The organism is Ilumatobacter sp. (assembly GCF_039969435.1).
Taxonomy (GTDB): Bacteria; Actinomycetota; Acidimicrobiia; order Acidimicrobiales; family Ilumatobacteraceae; genus Ilumatobacter_A.
Genome location: NZ_JBDVNU010000014.1, coordinates 185,701 through 201,077, shown reverse-complemented (window position 1 = coordinate 201,077; position 15,377 = coordinate 185,701). Strand labels below are relative to the sequence as shown.

The window sequence follows — 15,377 nt, the reverse complement described above, 5'->3', positions numbered from 1 at the left end:
GGATCGACGGTCCGGTCGACGGCTCGCGACGCCGCCTGGTCGGTTCGTGCAACGGGTGGTCAGCGGGTCTGGAGTCGTCCACCGTCGGACGGGCGGTCGTCGTCGGTGCTCGCCATGACGACCACGGCGACGCCGTCGGACTCGGTGACCCGGTGGCACGGCACCCCCTCCCACGCCGGTGGGCCGGAGTGCGTCCCGTCACGGACGTCGAACGACGTTCCGTGCAGCGGGCAGGTCAACCCGTAACCGCGCAGACGCCCTCCGCTCAGCGGGGTGTCGGCGTGCGAGCAGTTGTCGGCGAGGGCGAACAGGGCACCTCCGACGCGGCACACGACGATGCCGTCGGGTCCGATGTCCTCGAAGCAGCGCATCTCGCCGTCGCCGAGATCGGACAGGTCACCGAGTTCGACGGCACCGTGGGGCGCGTCAGCCATCGAGTTGCTCCACCTGCAACGGCCCCATCGCCAGGTGACGGTCGACGTTGTCGTGGAAGTAGCGGATCCGTCGTTCCTGCCACGGCATGTAGTCACCGCGGAACCCGCGTGACCGCAGACCCTGCTGCTGGGTGGTCCAGATGGCCACGTCCTGGTCGATGCCCGGACCGCACGACACCTCGCCGGCCATGCCGGTCTGGTGCTCGACCTGGTGGTCGATCGACACCCAGTCCTTCATGGAGTTCGAGAAGTACTCACTCGAACCCTCGGGGAACAGGGTGAGGTACCACATGTCGAAGAAGCACTTCTGCGGGTCCTCGGGGTGTGGGATGGCCCGCAGCCAGATGCACCCGTCGGGCTTCATGCTGAACGAGATGTTCGGGAAGATCGTGTAGTGGTAGTTGTCGGTCAACTGCTCGTCGGAATAGCGGGAGAAGTCGTAGCCCTTCTCGGCTCCGAGGCGTCGCTTGGCCTGCTGCAGCGCGATGCGCAACGACGGCAGGTCGTCGAGGTGCGGTGAGGGGTCGACGTCCCAGAAGTCGAGGTCGGCCTGCAGCGACTTGAGCGTGCGTTCGGGCTTGCCGCCGTACTGCGGACCGGGTCCGCCGCCGGGCATCAACATGCGAGCGTGGCCCGATTCGTACAGGTCGAACTGGCACCCCGAGTGGTGCTCGTTCATCGAGGCCAGGGTCTGGGGGTGCACGAACGGGAGGTGGTAGCTCTCGTTGAAGTTGTCCTGCACGCACTTCCAGTTCCAGTCACCCTCGATGGTGACCCAGTGGGTGCGCTTCATGTCCTCCATGCGGTACGCGTCGAGGTGCTCGGCGACGGGGTCGAGCCAGTCGCGCAGCGGTGTCGCGTTCGGGTCCATGTTGAACCAGATGAAACCGGCCCACGTGTCCGACGGCATCTCGACCAGGTTGCGCTTGCCGCACGGGCTGCCCTGCACGAAGTCGTCCTCGTCGGGCACCCAGTTCAGGTTGCCGTCCGACCCGAACCGCCAACCGTGGTACGCACACTGGAACTCGCCGGTGAGCAGCGAGCCGACCTCGGCGGTGACCAGACGGTTGCCGCGGTGCTGGCACACGTTGTAGAACGCGCGCACCTGATGATCGTCGCCACGCACGGCGATGACCGAATCACGACCGATCTCGTAGGTGACGTAGTCGCCCGGCTTCGGGATCTGGTCGACGCGCCCGGCGATCTGCCACACGCGCGGCCACAGTGCCTCGGCTTCCCGGGCTGCGAACGCGGGATCCCAGTAGCGCGACCCACGGATGGTGGTGTCGCTCAGCTCGGGCTCGGGTGCCTTGGCGCGCGTGATGCCCCGCACCTCGACGGCTTGCTCGTCTGGTCGCTCGATGGTGGTCATGTGTGTCCCCTCTTCCCCGTGCTGTTCCCCGTGCTGCCCGCTCGGTCGTCGGAGAGATCGCGTCACCGACGCTCCGGCTCTCGACCTCCGACGTCCAGAAATTAACCTGCTGATCACTTCGGACTCGACTCGGAGGACGACACGCACCGTCGAAGGGGACACGACATGCCAACGACATCGACGACATCGACCACCACCGGGGTCACGGCGTGATCCGCGGGATCCACCACGTCGCCATCTCCACGCCCGACCTCGACCGCCTCGTCGCGTTCTACACCGACGTGATCGGATTCGAGTCGGTGATGGAGACGTCGTGGTCCGACCGGCCACTCGTCGACCGGATGATCGATCTGCCCGACTCCGCAGCGCGTCAGGTGATGCTCCGTGCGGGGAACGCCCACCTCGAACTGTTCGAGTACTCGGCGCCCGCATCCGTCGAAGCCCGACCCGACCGCAACCCGGCCGACCACGGCTACACGCACCTGTGCCTCGACGTGACCGACATCGACGCCGAACACGCCCGGCTCTCCGCCAACGGCATGACCTTCTCGTCCACGCCTCCGACGGTGGAGGAGATGGGTGGCGGTCCGGGTCGGCTCCGAGCGATCTACGGACGCGACCCCGACGGCAACATCGTCGAACTCCAAGAGGTCCTCGACCCGTCCCTCCCCTTCGCTCTGAAAGACTTCGCATGACCGACCAGATCACTCCCGTCTCCCTGTCTCCGGGCGATGCCCGATGCCCGGGGCCGTCGACGCGGGACATCCTGCTCGGCGACTCCGTTCCACCACCTGCACCGCTCCTCGCGGAGAGCTACGCGTTCATCGGCGACGACGACGTGCCCTACGACGAGTTCACGTCGCCCGAGTTCGCCGAGGCCGAACACGACCACGTGTGGTCGCGCACCTGGCAGTGGGCGTGCCGTGAGGAGCACATCCCCGAGGCCGGCGACTACCAGGTCTACGACGTCGGCGACCGCTCCGCAGTGGTCGTCCGTGGACCCGACGGCACGATCCGTGCGTTCCACAACGCATGCCTGCACCGGGGCACACAGCTCAAGCCGCCGGCGTCGTCCGGATACAGCCCGAAGCTGCGCTGCCCGTTCCACGGGTGGACCTGGACCATCGAGGGCGAACTCGACGAGGTGCCGTGCGAGTGGGATTTCCCGCACGTCACCGCCGAGACCCACGCCCTCCCGCAGGTCCACACGGCCACCTGGGGCGGATTCGTGTTCGTCAACTTCGCCGACGACCCCCAACCGTTCGACGACTACATCGGAGCGCTCGACGACCACTTCACCGAGGCCGGGTGGGACCTGGCCGACCGGTACGTGGAGGTGCACATCCGCAAGAAGCTCCCGGCCAACTGGAAGGCGTCGGCCCAGGCGTTCCTCGAGGCGTACCACATCCTCGAGACGCACAGTCAGTCGATCATGACGGCGGGTGACGCGAACGCCCAGTACGACGTGTTCGGTGAGCACGTCAGCCGCTTCGTCCACACGATCGCCACGACCAGCCCGCACGTACCCGAGCACAAGCGGCCCGACGAGCAGACGCTGTTGAACATGCTGATGGGGCGCAAGAATCCGGGTGAGGAGGTGCCGACGATCCCCGAGGGCGAGCGCGCCCGCGACGTCTACGCCCGCCACGTCCAGGCGTCCCTCGGCGAGGTCTACGACAACGACTTCTCGGACCTCTCCGTCGCGGAGACGATCGACTCGATCGAGTACTTCCTGTTCCCCAACGCGTTCTTCTTCCCCGGCCTCGCGGTCCCACTGATCTACCGGTTCCGTCCCGACGGTCCGGATCCCGACCGCTGCATCTACGAGGTGCTGTACATGCGGCCCACGCCGCGCTCGGGCAAGGTTCCGCTGCCCGCCGAACCGTTCGATCTCGACGTGGACGACAGCTACACGACCGTGCCCGGTCTGCCGATCTCGCTCGGCCAGGTCCTCGACCAGGACACGACCAACCTCGCTGCGCAGACACGCGGCTTCAAGGCGAGCGCGAAGCGTGGTCAGAGCCTCGGCAACTACCAGGAGGTCCGTGCCCGCCACTTCCAGGCGACGGTGCGGAGGTACATCGAAGAAGGTCGCGCCGCCGGGGCGACCACACACCAAGGAGCCAACCGATGAAGAACGCAGGATCAGCCGAGAACCGCATCGCCGTCGGTGATCTCGTCCACCACTACGCAGATGCCGTGGTGCGACGGGACGCCGACCAGTGGGCAGCCACCTGGGCGCCCGACGCCGTGTGGGAACTGGGCAAGGGCCGACGGGTCGAAGGACGCGAGGCGATCCTCGAGTTGTGGAACAACGCGATGGACGGCTTCAAGGCCGTCGTCCAGAACGTCGTCAACCACGGCGCGAGCCTCGACGACGAATCGGGCTCGGGCATCGGTCGCTGCTACATCCAGGAGAGTTGGTGGCGCGCCGACGACTCCAAGGGGATCCTGCTCGCGTACTACGACGACGCGTACATCCGCGTCGACGGCGACTGGCTGTTCGCGAGCCGCGAGCTCGTGATCCAGTACGGCGGGCCGCAGGACCTCTCGGCCGACTTCCAGAACGCATGGGCCTGACCGATGTCGGCGCTGACCAGCGGGTTCGCCGCGACCCGAGGCGGTGACCTCGCGTTCGCCGACGAGACGGGGGAACGGACCTGGGCCGAGACCGACGAACGCGTCAATCGTCTGATCCATGCGTTCCGCGACGCCGGGATCGTCAGCGGCGACACGATCGCCATCGCCAGCGGGAACTGCAACGAATGGTTCGAGGCCGCTCTGGCCTGCGCCTGCAACGGCGTGGTCTTCGTGCCCGTCAACTGGCACCTCGTGGCGTCCGAGATCGCCTACCTGCTCGGCGACTCGGGGGCCAAGGCCGTGATCGTCGGCCACGGGTTCGCCGAGGAGGTCGCCAAGGCGCTCGCCGACGAACGGTCGAGCGGTGTGTCGACCGCGATCGTGATCGGTGCCGGATCCGACTCGCGGTACACCGGGTACGAGGAGTTCCTCGCCGGCGGCTCGCCCGACGAGCCCGAGGCGCAGAGCTTCGGCGGGCCGATGTTCTACACGTCCGGCACGACCGGCAACCCGAAGGGCGTACGCGGAACGCTCTCCAACATGCCCGGCGGTGCCGACCCCGCGATCTGGCAACTGATCGGCGCCGGGTTCGCCGAACAGGTGAAGGGCGTCGGCACGACCGTGCTGTGCGGTCCCGTGTACCACTCGGCTCAGTGGGCCTACTCGTTCCTCCCGATGCTGAACGGCTCCACGACGGTGATGCAGGACAAGTACGACAGCGCCGGGGTGTTGGAACTGATCGACCGGTACCAGGCCACGAACGTCCACCTGGTGCCGACGCAGATGAAGAGGCTGATCGATCTGCCCGACGAGGTGAAGTCGTCGTTCGACGGTTCGTCACTGCAGATCGTGCTGCACGGTGCGGCGCCGTGCCCCCCGGTGGTCAAGCAGAAGCTGATCGACTGGTGGGGTCCCAAGATCACCGAGTACTACGGATCGACGGAGGGCTCGATCATCACGATGATCGACTCCACCGAGTGGATGGCCAAGGGCGGCAGCGTCGGCAAGCCGCTGGCGAACGTCGAGGTCATCGTCGTCGGCGAGGACGGGTCCCGCCTGGGACCGAACGAGTCCGGCACGCTGTACTTCCGCAACGCGAGCGGCACCGACTTCGAGTACCACAACGCACCGGAGAAGACCGCCGACTCACATCTCGAACCGGGCGTGTTCACCACCGGTGACGTCGGCTACCTCGACGACGAGGGCTACCTCTGGCTCAGCGATCGCAAGATCGACATGATCATCTCGGGAGGCGTGAACATCTACCCGGCCGAGATCGAAGGCGTGCTCGGCGGCCACCCGCTCGTGGCCGACGTGGCGGTGATCGGCGTGCCGAACGACGAGTACGGCGAGGAGGTCAAGGCCGTGGTGGTCGCGAACGACGGGGTCGAACCCGACGACGCACTCCGCGACACGTTGATCGCGCACTGCCGCGAGCACCTCGCCGGGTTCAAGCGGCCTCGTTCCATCGACTTCGTCGACGAACTCCCCCGCACCGGCACCGGCAAGGTCCAGAAGGCCAAGGTCCGCGCCCCGTACTGGGAAGGCGTCGACCGCTCCATCTGACCGAGTTGGTCCTTCTGGTTCTGAACGGATCGGACCAACTCGGATCTTCGGGTGTGCGGGTGTTCCGGCGGGATCAACCGGCGTCGCTCGCCGCCCACCGGATGGCGTTGGCGATGACGCGGCGGTAGTTGGGATCGGCGTAGGTCTGGGGGCCGTCGCCGAACTGGATGTAGGCGACCGGTGACCGACCGACGGTCTTCGTCCAGGCGACGAGGTCGCTGCCGGGCGGATGACTCCAGCCGTCCCGTGAGTTGCGTTCCCCTCGGATGGCGCGGTCGGCGGAGTAGAACTCGGTGTCGACGAAGCGGTGGCGACTGCGCATCAGAGGCGTGACCTCGTCGGTGAACACCGGGTACAGGTACAGCTCGTCGGTGATCTCGAACGTCGCGTCGAGGCCCGCGCAGATCGGGTGGTCGGGGTCCAGCACCTCGACGGTGTGGGTGACGTCGTGGCGGTAGCCGGAGTCGGGGTACTCGACGCCGCCCAGGGTCGCCGGCTGATAGTGGAAACGCCCGCCGACGATGTGCGCGTACTCCTCCCAGGCGGGCCAACCCGCCACGGCATGGTGGAGGAAGACCATCGGCTGACCGGCGTCGAGCAGGGCACGGAACGCCTCGGGATAGCCGTCGGGCGGGGACGGGAACTCGGCGGGAGACGCGGTGGCATCGGACGACCGGTTGAACGTGATGCCCGGCATGTCGTACATCACGAACACGTCGAACTCGGCGGCCCGTTCGGGATGCACGAGTTCGAGAGCCTCCGGATGTTCGACGTGCGTCCACTCGACACCGACGATCGACTCGAACACGTCGAAGAACGGTTCGGCCTCGAACGGGTGCCCTTTCGTGACGACTGCGATCCTGATCGGGTCCATCACTCGAACGTACGACACTCGTCCGGCTCGACACCGATCCGCGACCACCTTCGACGAGACCGGCGTGCGGCGGAACGGACCGGTGGTCACGCTTCGATCGAGTGCGTCATATCAGTTCGGTGGTTCGAGGCGGGCGCGCAGGTCGTCGAGGTCGAAGTCCGGGTGCGGGTACGACGCCCCCATCGAGTCGAAGGTCGCCAGCAGCAATTTGGCGATCAACCAGTTTCGGTACCACTTGTGGTCGGCGGGGATCACGTACCAAGGTGCGACATCCGTCGACGTCCGGGCGATCGCATTGCCGTACGCGGTCTGGAATGCGTTCCAGTGACGTCGGGTCTCCAGGTCTCCTTCGGAGAACTTCCATCGCTTGTCGTCTCGGCGCAGGCGTCGCAGGAAACGTTCGCGTTGCTCGTCGAAGGAGATGTGCAGCATGCACTTCACGATCGTGGTCCCGTCGTCGACGAGCGACGCCTCGAGTTCGTTGATCTCCTGGATGCGACGTTCCACCTCGTCCTCGTCGTCGGTGTGCAGCGCTGTCGGAACGATGATGTCCTCGTAGTAGGAGCGGTCGAACACGGCGAGTTGACCGGGGTCGGGGAACGCAGCGCGGTGCCGTTCGAGGAAGTGCTGCTCCTCCTCTTCGGCTGTCGGCTTCTTGAACGACGTCGTCTTCACACCCGCCGGATTCATCGCGATCACGACGTGCTTGATCGTGCCGTTCTTGCCGCTGCAGTCCAAGCCCTGAAGCACGAGCATCACCGACCGCTCGTCCTCTGCGTAGATCAACTCGTGTGCATCGAAGAGTTCCTGCTGCATGTCCTCGAGCTCGTCCTCGGCGTCCGACTCGGAGTCCTGGAAGGGCGTCTCGGCGGCGTCGTAACCTGCGAGGTTGACGTACCCGTCGACCGGTCGGGCTCGAAACCGGCCCGAGAGTGTGGTCAGGTCGAGCGTCATCGCTTCGTGTCCGTCCTCATGCTGTGGTGGATCGTGATGGCGCCCGGCTCGATGCCGAACTCCAGCCGGGTGGCCGGTTCGCGATCCTCGCCGTCGAGTTCGTACGCGCGGGGCTGGTCGAGTTCGACCACCACGTGCGACCCCGTCGTGAGTCGTGCGAGTTCACCGTGATGCGGTCGCTTTCGGATCAGCTTCCAAGCCACGGTCGCCCACTGTCGCATGGTGGACGCGGACATCACGGCGATGTCGAGGATGCCGTCGTCGGGACGTGCGTCGGGGAACACCACGATGCCACCGGAGATCTCACCGAAGTTCCCGACGAGGACCATGGTGGTCGTCCCGTCGAACCACATCTCACCGTCGACGGTGACCGTGGTGCCGATCGCATCACGCCGCAGGTTCTTGAGACCGGAGAACACGTAGGCAACCGTCCCGAGACGTGACTTGATCGACGTGTTCGCGTCACGGATCATCAGCGCATCGAACCCGGACCCGGCCATCACTGCGAAGGCCTCCCCGTTGACTCGACCCAGGTCGATCGTTCGCGCCGAGTCCCGACCCACGCCGGCCCCAGCCGCCAAACCGCTCGGGATCCCCAGGTTCGAGGCGAGCAGGTTCCCGGTCCCGAGCGGCACGATGGCCAGCGCCGTGTCGCTCCCGGCGAGCGGATCCAGGCAGGCTCGCACGGTTCCGTCGCCGCCGCATGCGACCACGATCGCGGCCCCATCGGCCACCGCCCGTTCGGCTTGGCCCGTTCCGGGGTCGTCGGCAGTGGTCTCGACCAGTTCGACATCGCCGCCGAGTGCCTCACGCAGCTTCGACTCGTCAGACGCGCTCCCGCTCGCCGGGTTCCAGATCGCGACGACGGAGCTCACGACGCAGGCCGGTCGGAGACGATGGCCGCCGGGCCATCCGACGTCGTCGAGACGGGGGTGACGGCGTCGTCGGGCGGGCCGAGCACGCGTGCGCAGATGGCGATCGACACGACGCCGAGCACCATGCCGGCGACGACGTCGGTGAGGTAGTGCATTCCCTGGTACATGCGAGCCCATGCGACGATCACGGGAGCGGCCGCGGCGAGCAGCACTGCGACCGCACGCACGACGCCCGAGCGAACGTGCCAGAACACGATCACCACGAGCGCCGCGTACACGGTCGCCGCTGCGACGTGGCCGGACGGGAACGACGAGTTCACGGGCGAGTCCAGGAGACGTTCCACATCGGGCCGAGGACGCTTGACGATGTAGGTCGTGATGATGAACGCCGTCGCTTCGAAGATCAGCGGCAGGCCGATCATCACGGCCTCCCGCCAGCGGCGCAGACGCCACAGGAAGAGTCCGGCAATGACGACCGAGAGCCCGATCTTCACCGGGGTGTCCGCGATGAACGCGCCCCAGTGGGCCAGGTCGTTCTGCAGCGGCGTGCGCCCGTCGGCGAGATCCTGCGCGATGTCCTCGTCCGTTCCGACGAGACCGTCGAGCACCGACCAGTTCGTCAGGAGTTCACCCAGGGCGACCCAGATCGCGACCACGACGACGAGCGCGATGCCGAGGGTGACGGCGTCCGTGAGATGGAGAGGCCACGTGGTCGCCCACCAGGACGAGTCGTCGTCGGACCCCGCTTCGGTCTCCGTCGGTTCGGTCTCGGATCGGATTCCGGTCATCTCGTGGTCGCTTCCGTCGATGTACTCCTGGCATCGTCCCGGGTCGTCTCGTCGGGTGCCGAGGCCTGCTCGTCGGCCTCGTGTTCGACGTCGCCCAATCGGAGCGAACGTCCTCCGAGAGCGATCGTCACCAGCAGTGACCACGCCCACCCGACGAACACACCGGCGACCACGTCGCTCAGCCAGTGGACTCCAAGCAGGACTCGTGTGGCGGCGACGGCAGCGGCGACGAAGGCCGCGAGGCCCCCGCCCGCGATGCGGATCCGACGTGTGCGTCGAAGCGTGACCACGAAGGCGAGGGCCGCCCAACAGGCTGCTGCGGTGGCACTGTGGCCGGACGGGAACGACGAACCGGAATGGCCTGCGAGCTGAGCGATGTCGGGGCGGTCCCTGTCGACGATCAGCTTGAGCCCGTTGTTCAACAGAACGATGCCGACCCCGACCGCCGCCAGATAGATCATCGGTCCCCAGGTCTTGCGTTGCACGCCGTGGTACACGCCGACGAGCACCACCAGGCCCGCCACGTACATGGTGCCGCCGAGATTGGTGACCTGGTCGAGCAACCGCGTCGACGTGTCCGTCGCACGATCACGACCGAACTCGGCAGCAGCCGAATCCCAGCGCGCGATGCCGGTCGCATCGTCGATCCCGGTGAAGATCCACCCGACCACGAGCGCTGCCGAGAACACGACGATGAACGAGACTCCGACCACGACGCCTCCGACGACACGGCGGTCGAGGACGTGCAGTACCCGTTGCACGGGGCGCGGACTGCGGCGCGCCAACCAGTGGAGTTCCGGCTCGACGTCGAGTGGCCCACCACTCGATGTCGCGGCTGGTACCGAGACGAGGATCGTGGCGACGACGGCTGCGACACCGAGGACGATGAGGGGGATCATCGGTTTACAGGCTCCGGAACCGGTGGCTGAAGAAGCAGAACAGGCCGTACGCGATGAGCCCGAAGGCACAGACGAGGACGAGCGCGGTCCCCAGCGACGTTCCTGCGACCTGCCGCAGCGTCCGGTCGAACCCGCGGGCGTCATCGGGGTCGAATCGAACGGCGGATCGGACGACGAAGTAGCCGACGAGTCCGGTGACGATGCCACGACCGATCCAGCCGATCATGCCGGAGATCAGCAGCGCCCTGCGCTTGGGTCCGTTGTTGCGTGGTGTGGCGCTGACACCGTCGAGGTCGTCGGCGAACGAGCGCTGGATCCCCTTGTGCACGATGAAGTACAAGCCGACCGCGATGGTGCCAAGTCCGACGGCACCGAGCAGCCAGCGGCCCGCCGTCATCTCGAGCAGTGACTTGGAGAGACTCTCGACCGAGTTCGACTTCTCGGGTTGGACTCCCGTGAGAACCGCCTTGCCGGCGGTCCAGGCGAGGAGAAGGTAGAAGACGGCCGAGAAGCTGTACCCGATGCGCTCGGCCCAGTCGGAGAGTTCGTTGCCGTGGATCACCGCCACGCTCAGGATCCGCCACACGGAGTACAGCACCAGCCCGACCGTCAGAACGACCAGCACCGCTCTGCCGAGCGGGGCTTCGGACACGCGACCGATGGAGCCCTCGGGTGATGCTTCGTCATCGGGAGCAGACTGCCGAGCGATCTGCAGCGCCGTCAGACCCATCAACGTGTAGACGGCCGCCTTTGCGATCCATCCCCACTGGGTCAACCGTTCGACCCACGGGTTGTCGTCGACGGCGTCGTCAACCGAATCGGCGACGGAGTCTGCTGCCTTGCCTGCAGACTCGCTGGCACTTCTCGTTCCTCGATCCCCCATGGTCTCGGTGTGTTCCCCGGCCGGCATCGACGCAAACGCTCGAGGATTCGGGCGCCCGCCTCGGAACACGACGGCGGCGAGCGCGATGCTCCCATCATGGCCGAACACACCATCGAGAACGATCCAGCTCCGGTCAACGGTGGTCCAGCGACCGCCGACTCGGCGTTGCTGGTGGACGACCCGCTGCCGAAGGTGCGTCGTCTCACCCTCAACCGACCCGAGAAGCGCAACGCCCTGAACGATGCGTTGCGGGGCGCCCTGTTCGACGAACTCCGGCGCGCCGACCGCGACCGCGGCATCTCGGCGATCGTCATCCGGGCGAACGGGCCGGCGTTCTGCGCCGGGTACGACCTCGGCTCACCGAACCACGACGTCGAACGGCACATCGCGAAACAGGACGGTTGGTGGAGCCGCCATGTCGTCAACAACTGGTTCGAGATGTGGGACATGGCCACGCCGATCATCGGACAGGTCCACGGCTACTGCCTGGCGGGCGGCACCGAACTCGCTGCGGCGTGCGACCTCGTGTACGTCGCCGAGGACGCCAAGGTCGGATACCCGCCGGTTCGTCTGATGTCGCCGCCCGACATGCAGTGGCAGCCGTGGCTGATGGGCCTGCGCCGCGGCATGGAGGCGTTGCTGACCGGCGATGCGATGAGCGGCGTCGAGGCCGTGGCATCGGGCATGGCCAACCGGGCGTTCCCCGCCGCGTCACTCGGCGACGAGGTGCTCGCCGTCGCGGAACGGGTCGCGAAGATCCCGCTGGAGTTGCTCACCCTGAACAAGCGGGCCGCTCACCGTCAGATGGATGCGATGGGAATCCGCAACGGACTGCGAGCCGGTGCCGACATCCAGGCGCTGGGCTTCCACCAGCCTCCCTCGATCGAGTACCTGCAGTCCTTCGGTGAGGTCGGTGTGAGCAAGGCACTGAGCGAGCGCGACCGCCAGTTCGACGACTACCGCGAGCGACGCACCGACGACTGACCCTCCCGGCCGTGACCGGCCAGCCGCGCACCGCTCGTGTCGCGCCGGGCACGGACCGGCGCGTGGGCGGTCCGGTCGCTGGAAGTGATCGCGTGATCAGTACTTTGTTCTCGGCGTGTCGATCATGGGGGTCGGCACCAGGAGACACGGGGGATCGAATGACCGAACACGACACCTGGGTGGGCGACTCCGAACTGGGTGAGCGCTTCCCGGCATGGACCCGCGGCAACGCTGCCGACGTCTTCCCGGACCCGTTCAGTCCGCTCGGCAAGAGCATGGTGTTGCTGATGTCGCTGTCGCCCGGCCTGCGCGACGCCTACATCGGACTCGGCGCGCTGAACTACGACGAGTTCGAGAATCCCGACGCGCCCGACCTGTTCAAGATGTTCGGCGGGTACGTCTACAACCCCCTCACGCTGACACGCGTCCTCGGGTACCGCATGCCGGGTGCGACGCCGGAGATGATCGACAAGGCGTTCTTCGACGACAAGGACGAGGTACCGCCCTACGACCACCAGGACTGGCACGACTCGCCGGACAACGACGCTCGGCTCGGCGAGAGCATGGCGTGGGCGATGTCCGCCACCGAGCTCCCGATGCTCGAGGCCGACCGGGACATGGCGCGTGCGCAGCGCGTCAACCGACCCGATCTGTCGACACTCACCGACTCCGCACTCCTCGCTCGCGCCCGATCGATGGTGCCGCTCCTCCAGCAGACCTTCGAGAACGCAATGACCGTGTCGTCGCTCGCATCCTTGGGACCGGGCGCTCTGTCGGCGGTGTGCGAAGGTCTCGGCGATCCGTCGCTGTCGATCCGCCTGCTCGCAGGGATCGAGGTCGACTCGGCCGCACCGTCACACGCGATGTGGGAACTGGGTCGAGTGGCAGCCGCCTCCGATGCCGTGTCCGCCGCGTTCGCCGACGGACCGGATCTGGTGCTCGACCGGCTCCGTGACACCGGGTCCGCCGACGCCGAGGACTTCCTCGAGCGTTTCGACGCGTTCCTCTTCGAATTCGGATCCCGCGCGCAGAACGAGTACGACATCTACGCGTCGTCGTGGGAGATCAAGCCGCGCATCGCCCTGGCCGCCATCGACCTGATGCGCAGGTCGGACGAATCGCAGGCTCCGTCCCGTCGCCAGGCGGCATCCGTCGCCGAGCGCGATCGAGTTCTCGCGGAGATCCGCGAGAAGGTCGCCGGGGATCCGGAGACGGCGGGCCTGCTCGAAGCGGCGCTCGGGTCCGCCCAGCAGTTCCTCAGTGGACGCGAGCGGGCCAAGACCAACACGATCACCGTGATCAACGAGATGCGCGTCGCGATCCGTGAGTTCGGGCGGCGACTCGTCGAGCGTGGTGTGCTCGACGAGATCGACAAGGTGTTCATGGCCGACAACCACGAGCTCGATCGGCTCCGCCATGCGCCGCAGACCATCGTCGCGGAGCTCGACGCCCGCTGGGAACAGTTCCGCAAGCTCTTCGACCGCAAGCCGGTGTTCATCGTCAACGGACGCGTCCCCGAGCTGTCGGAGATGACCCTCCGGACCGCGAAGGCATCGGGAACGATCGAGGTCGGCACGGTCCTCACCGGGTCGGCGGGATCCGGTGGAGTCGCGACCGGGCGGGCGCGAGTGATCCTCGATGCGGCCGACCCCGAGGGCCTCGAGCCCGGCGACATCCTCGTGGCCCCGCAGACCGACCCGTCGTGGGTTCCGCTGTTCGTGCCGGCCGACGGCGTGATCGTCGACGTCGGCGCGATGGGCAGCCACGCGATGATCGTGTCGCGCGAGCTCGGCGTGCCGTGCGTCGCCTCCGTCACCGACGCCACCAAGCTCATCCCGGACGGCGCCGTCGTCACCGTCGACGGCAACGCCGGCACGGTCACCGTCGTCTCGCTCCCGGAGTAGCAACCACACGGTGTCGGACACCGAATGACCGTTGCGCGACGGATGCGCCACTCCGCGGCGTGTCATTCGATGTCGGTGTGGCATTCGGTGTCTGACACCGTGCGGATTCCGTCGACGTGACTACGGTCGAACGATGGACCGCATCGAGATCGAGATCAAGTTGAACACCGACCGGGCGTGGATGCTCGAGCGGCTCGGAGCGATGTCGACCGAGGAGTTGAACGCTCCGCGTACGTTCAGCGAGCACGACCCGGAGAGCCGCTGGTCGTATGCCGACCACTTCGTGCACACCACGCTGATCGAGCGGAACTGGAATGCGATGTTCCGTCGCCACGTCAGCGGCGAGCAGGGGCTCGAACCGCGTCGACGCGACGACGGAACACCGCAGTCGATGGACGAGATCATGGCGTCGATCCACTCGTGGACCGAGGAGTGGAAGGCCGAGCAGAGCGGCAAGTCGTTCGTCGAACTGGTTCGAGTGGGACAGGAGGTACGCGCCGACACGATCGCGCTGCTCGCCGAACTGTCCGACGACGACCTGCTGTCCACCATCCCCGGCGCCCCCTGGGCAGATGGCACGGTGGGAGGGATCATGGCGGCCAATGCCGACCACGGTCGGATGCACTTCGCCTGGGCGAAGGAGGACCCCGTGGCCGGCCGACAGTCCGACCACGACCAGCACGACGGCGACCACGACCACGCGTGACAGGGCGCCCGGCGCACGACGCGCGCGCGCGTCACCCGATCGGGTTTCGCGTCGCCCCGATCGGGAACCGCCTCGGTCATGACCACCATCTTCGAAGCCATCCGTGACGACCACGAGACCCAGCGCACCCTGATCGATCTCCTCGTCCAGACCGAGGGCGACAGCGACGGGCGCAACGAGCTCTTCGACCGCCTCAAGCGGGAACTCACGTCGCACGCCGCTGCCGAGGAGCGCTACTTCTACGTTCCCCTGATGGAGGTCGACCTCACCCAGGACGCCGCACGCCACTCGGTCGCCGAGCACAAGGAGCTGGACGACTTCGTCGAGCAGCTCGAGGGGTACGACATGTCGGGCTCGCAGTGGCTCCAGACCGCCAGGGAGCTCGCGGATCGTCTCGTCCATCACCTCGACGAAGAGGAGAAGGAAGTGTTCCCGGTGGCGGGGAAGGCCCTGACCGACGAGCAGAAGAACTCCCTCGCCGACGACTACCGAGCCGACATGGAACGTCGCAAGAGCGAGTGAATCGAGCCGGGGACGGCGCGCGATCTGCGCTCCGAT

16 protein-coding genes are annotated in these 15,377 nt (G+C 67.0%); 8 read left to right on the top strand and 8 right to left on the bottom strand.

Going from position 1 to position 15,377, the window contains the following annotated elements; all coding sequences use genetic code 11:
* Positions 1 to 59 precede the first annotated feature (59 nt).
* Positions 60 to 434: a Rieske 2Fe-2S domain-containing protein gene (locus tag ABJK40_RS08330; RefSeq protein WP_348479788.1), complete on the bottom strand. Its 375-nt coding sequence runs from the start codon at positions 432 to 434 to the stop codon at positions 60 to 62.
* On the bottom strand, positions 427 to 1,806 hold the full coding sequence (locus tag ABJK40_RS08325; protein ID WP_348479789.1) for an aromatic ring-hydroxylating dioxygenase subunit alpha: 1,380 nt from the start codon (positions 1,804 to 1,806) through the stop codon (positions 427 to 429). Before ABJK40_RS08325 ends, ABJK40_RS08330 begins: the two co-directional genes overlap by 8 nt.
* A gap of 209 nt (positions 1,807 to 2,015) precedes the next feature.
* Between ABJK40_RS08325 and ABJK40_RS08320 the strand changes: the two genes are divergently transcribed.
* From ABJK40_RS08320 to ABJK40_RS08305, 4 genes are read left to right on the top strand one after another with little or no spacing between them, the layout of a single operon-like run.
* On the top strand, positions 2,016 to 2,501 hold the full coding sequence (locus ABJK40_RS08320) for a VOC family protein (RefSeq protein ID WP_348479790.1): 486 nt from the start codon (positions 2,016 to 2,018) through the stop codon (positions 2,499 to 2,501).
* The gene (locus ABJK40_RS08315; protein WP_348479791.1) at positions 2,498 to 3,940 is read left to right on the top strand and encodes an aromatic ring-hydroxylating dioxygenase subunit alpha; all 1,443 of its coding nucleotides are present in this window, start codon (positions 2,498 to 2,500) and stop codon (positions 3,938 to 3,940) included. Before ABJK40_RS08320 ends, ABJK40_RS08315 begins: the two co-directional genes overlap by 4 nt.
* On the top strand, positions 3,937 to 4,386 hold the full coding sequence (locus tag ABJK40_RS08310; protein ID WP_348479792.1) for a nuclear transport factor 2 family protein: 450 nt from the start codon (positions 3,937 to 3,939) through the stop codon (positions 4,384 to 4,386). The genes ABJK40_RS08315 and ABJK40_RS08310 overlap by 4 nt, the downstream gene beginning before the upstream one ends.
* A 3-nt stretch (positions 4,387 to 4,389) precedes the next feature.
* Positions 4,390 to 5,952 carry an AMP-binding protein gene (locus ABJK40_RS08305; protein WP_348479793.1) on the top strand — a complete coding sequence of 521 codons (1,563 nt, stop codon included), beginning with the start codon at positions 4,390 to 4,392 and terminating at the stop codon, positions 5,950 to 5,952.
* A gap of 73 nt (positions 5,953 to 6,025) precedes the next feature.
* Here ABJK40_RS08305 and ABJK40_RS08300 read toward each other — a convergent pair whose 3' ends face one another.
* The 6 genes from ABJK40_RS08300 to ABJK40_RS08275 all read right to left on the bottom strand — a co-directional run bounded on the left by ABJK40_RS08300 (position 6,026) and on the right by ABJK40_RS08275 (position 11,252).
* Positions 6,026 to 6,826: a ThuA domain-containing protein gene (locus ABJK40_RS08300; RefSeq protein ID WP_348479794.1), complete on the bottom strand. Its 801-nt coding sequence runs from the start codon at positions 6,824 to 6,826 to the stop codon at positions 6,026 to 6,028.
* A 111-nt stretch (positions 6,827 to 6,937) separates the two neighbouring features.
* The gene (locus tag ABJK40_RS08295) at positions 6,938 to 7,780 is read right to left on the bottom strand and encodes a PPK2 family polyphosphate kinase (protein ID WP_348479795.1); all 843 of its coding nucleotides are present in this window, start codon (positions 7,778 to 7,780) and stop codon (positions 6,938 to 6,940) included.
* Entirely contained in the window at positions 7,777 to 8,655 is an 879-nt protein-coding gene (locus tag ABJK40_RS08290) for a diacylglycerol kinase family protein (RefSeq protein ID WP_348479796.1), read from the bottom strand. Before ABJK40_RS08290 ends, ABJK40_RS08295 begins: the two co-directional genes overlap by 4 nt.
* A complete protein-coding gene (locus ABJK40_RS08285; RefSeq protein ID WP_348479797.1) occupies positions 8,652 to 9,443 on the bottom strand; it encodes a phosphatase PAP2 family protein in 792 nt (263 codons plus the stop codon). The genes ABJK40_RS08290 and ABJK40_RS08285 overlap by 4 nt, the downstream gene beginning before the upstream one ends.
* Positions 9,440 to 10,342, bottom strand: coding sequence for a phosphatase PAP2 family protein (locus ABJK40_RS08280; RefSeq protein WP_348479798.1), 903 nt, complete (start codon positions 10,340 to 10,342; stop codon positions 9,440 to 9,442). Before ABJK40_RS08280 ends, ABJK40_RS08285 begins: the two co-directional genes overlap by 4 nt.
* 4 nt (positions 10,343 to 10,346) lie before the next feature.
* Positions 10,347 to 11,252: a DUF1206 domain-containing protein gene (locus ABJK40_RS08275; RefSeq protein WP_348479799.1), complete on the bottom strand. Its 906-nt coding sequence runs from the start codon at positions 11,250 to 11,252 to the stop codon at positions 10,347 to 10,349.
* Between the two features lie 69 nt (positions 11,253 to 11,321).
* Here ABJK40_RS08275 and ABJK40_RS08270 point away from each other — a divergent pair, with 69 nt between their 5' ends.
* From ABJK40_RS08270 to ABJK40_RS08255, 4 genes are all read left to right on the top strand, one after another.
* Entirely contained in the window at positions 11,322 to 12,209 is an 888-nt protein-coding gene (locus tag ABJK40_RS08270; protein ID WP_348479800.1) for an enoyl-CoA hydratase-related protein, read from the top strand.
* Positions 12,210 to 12,367: 158 nt separating this feature from the next.
* Entirely contained in the window at positions 12,368 to 14,113 is a 1,746-nt protein-coding gene (locus ABJK40_RS08265; RefSeq protein ID WP_348479801.1) for a PEP-utilizing enzyme, read from the top strand.
* 133 nt (positions 14,114 to 14,246) lie between these two features.
* Positions 14,247 to 14,819: a DinB family protein gene (locus ABJK40_RS08260; protein ID WP_348479802.1), complete on the top strand. Its 573-nt coding sequence runs from the start codon at positions 14,247 to 14,249 to the stop codon at positions 14,817 to 14,819.
* A 78-nt stretch (positions 14,820 to 14,897) separates the two neighbouring features.
* Positions 14,898 to 15,341 (top strand): hemerythrin domain-containing protein, encoded by a 444-nt coding sequence (locus ABJK40_RS08255; protein WP_348479803.1) that lies wholly within the window; start codon positions 14,898 to 14,900, stop codon positions 15,339 to 15,341.
* The last annotated feature ends 36 nt before the right edge of the window (positions 15,342 to 15,377 follow it).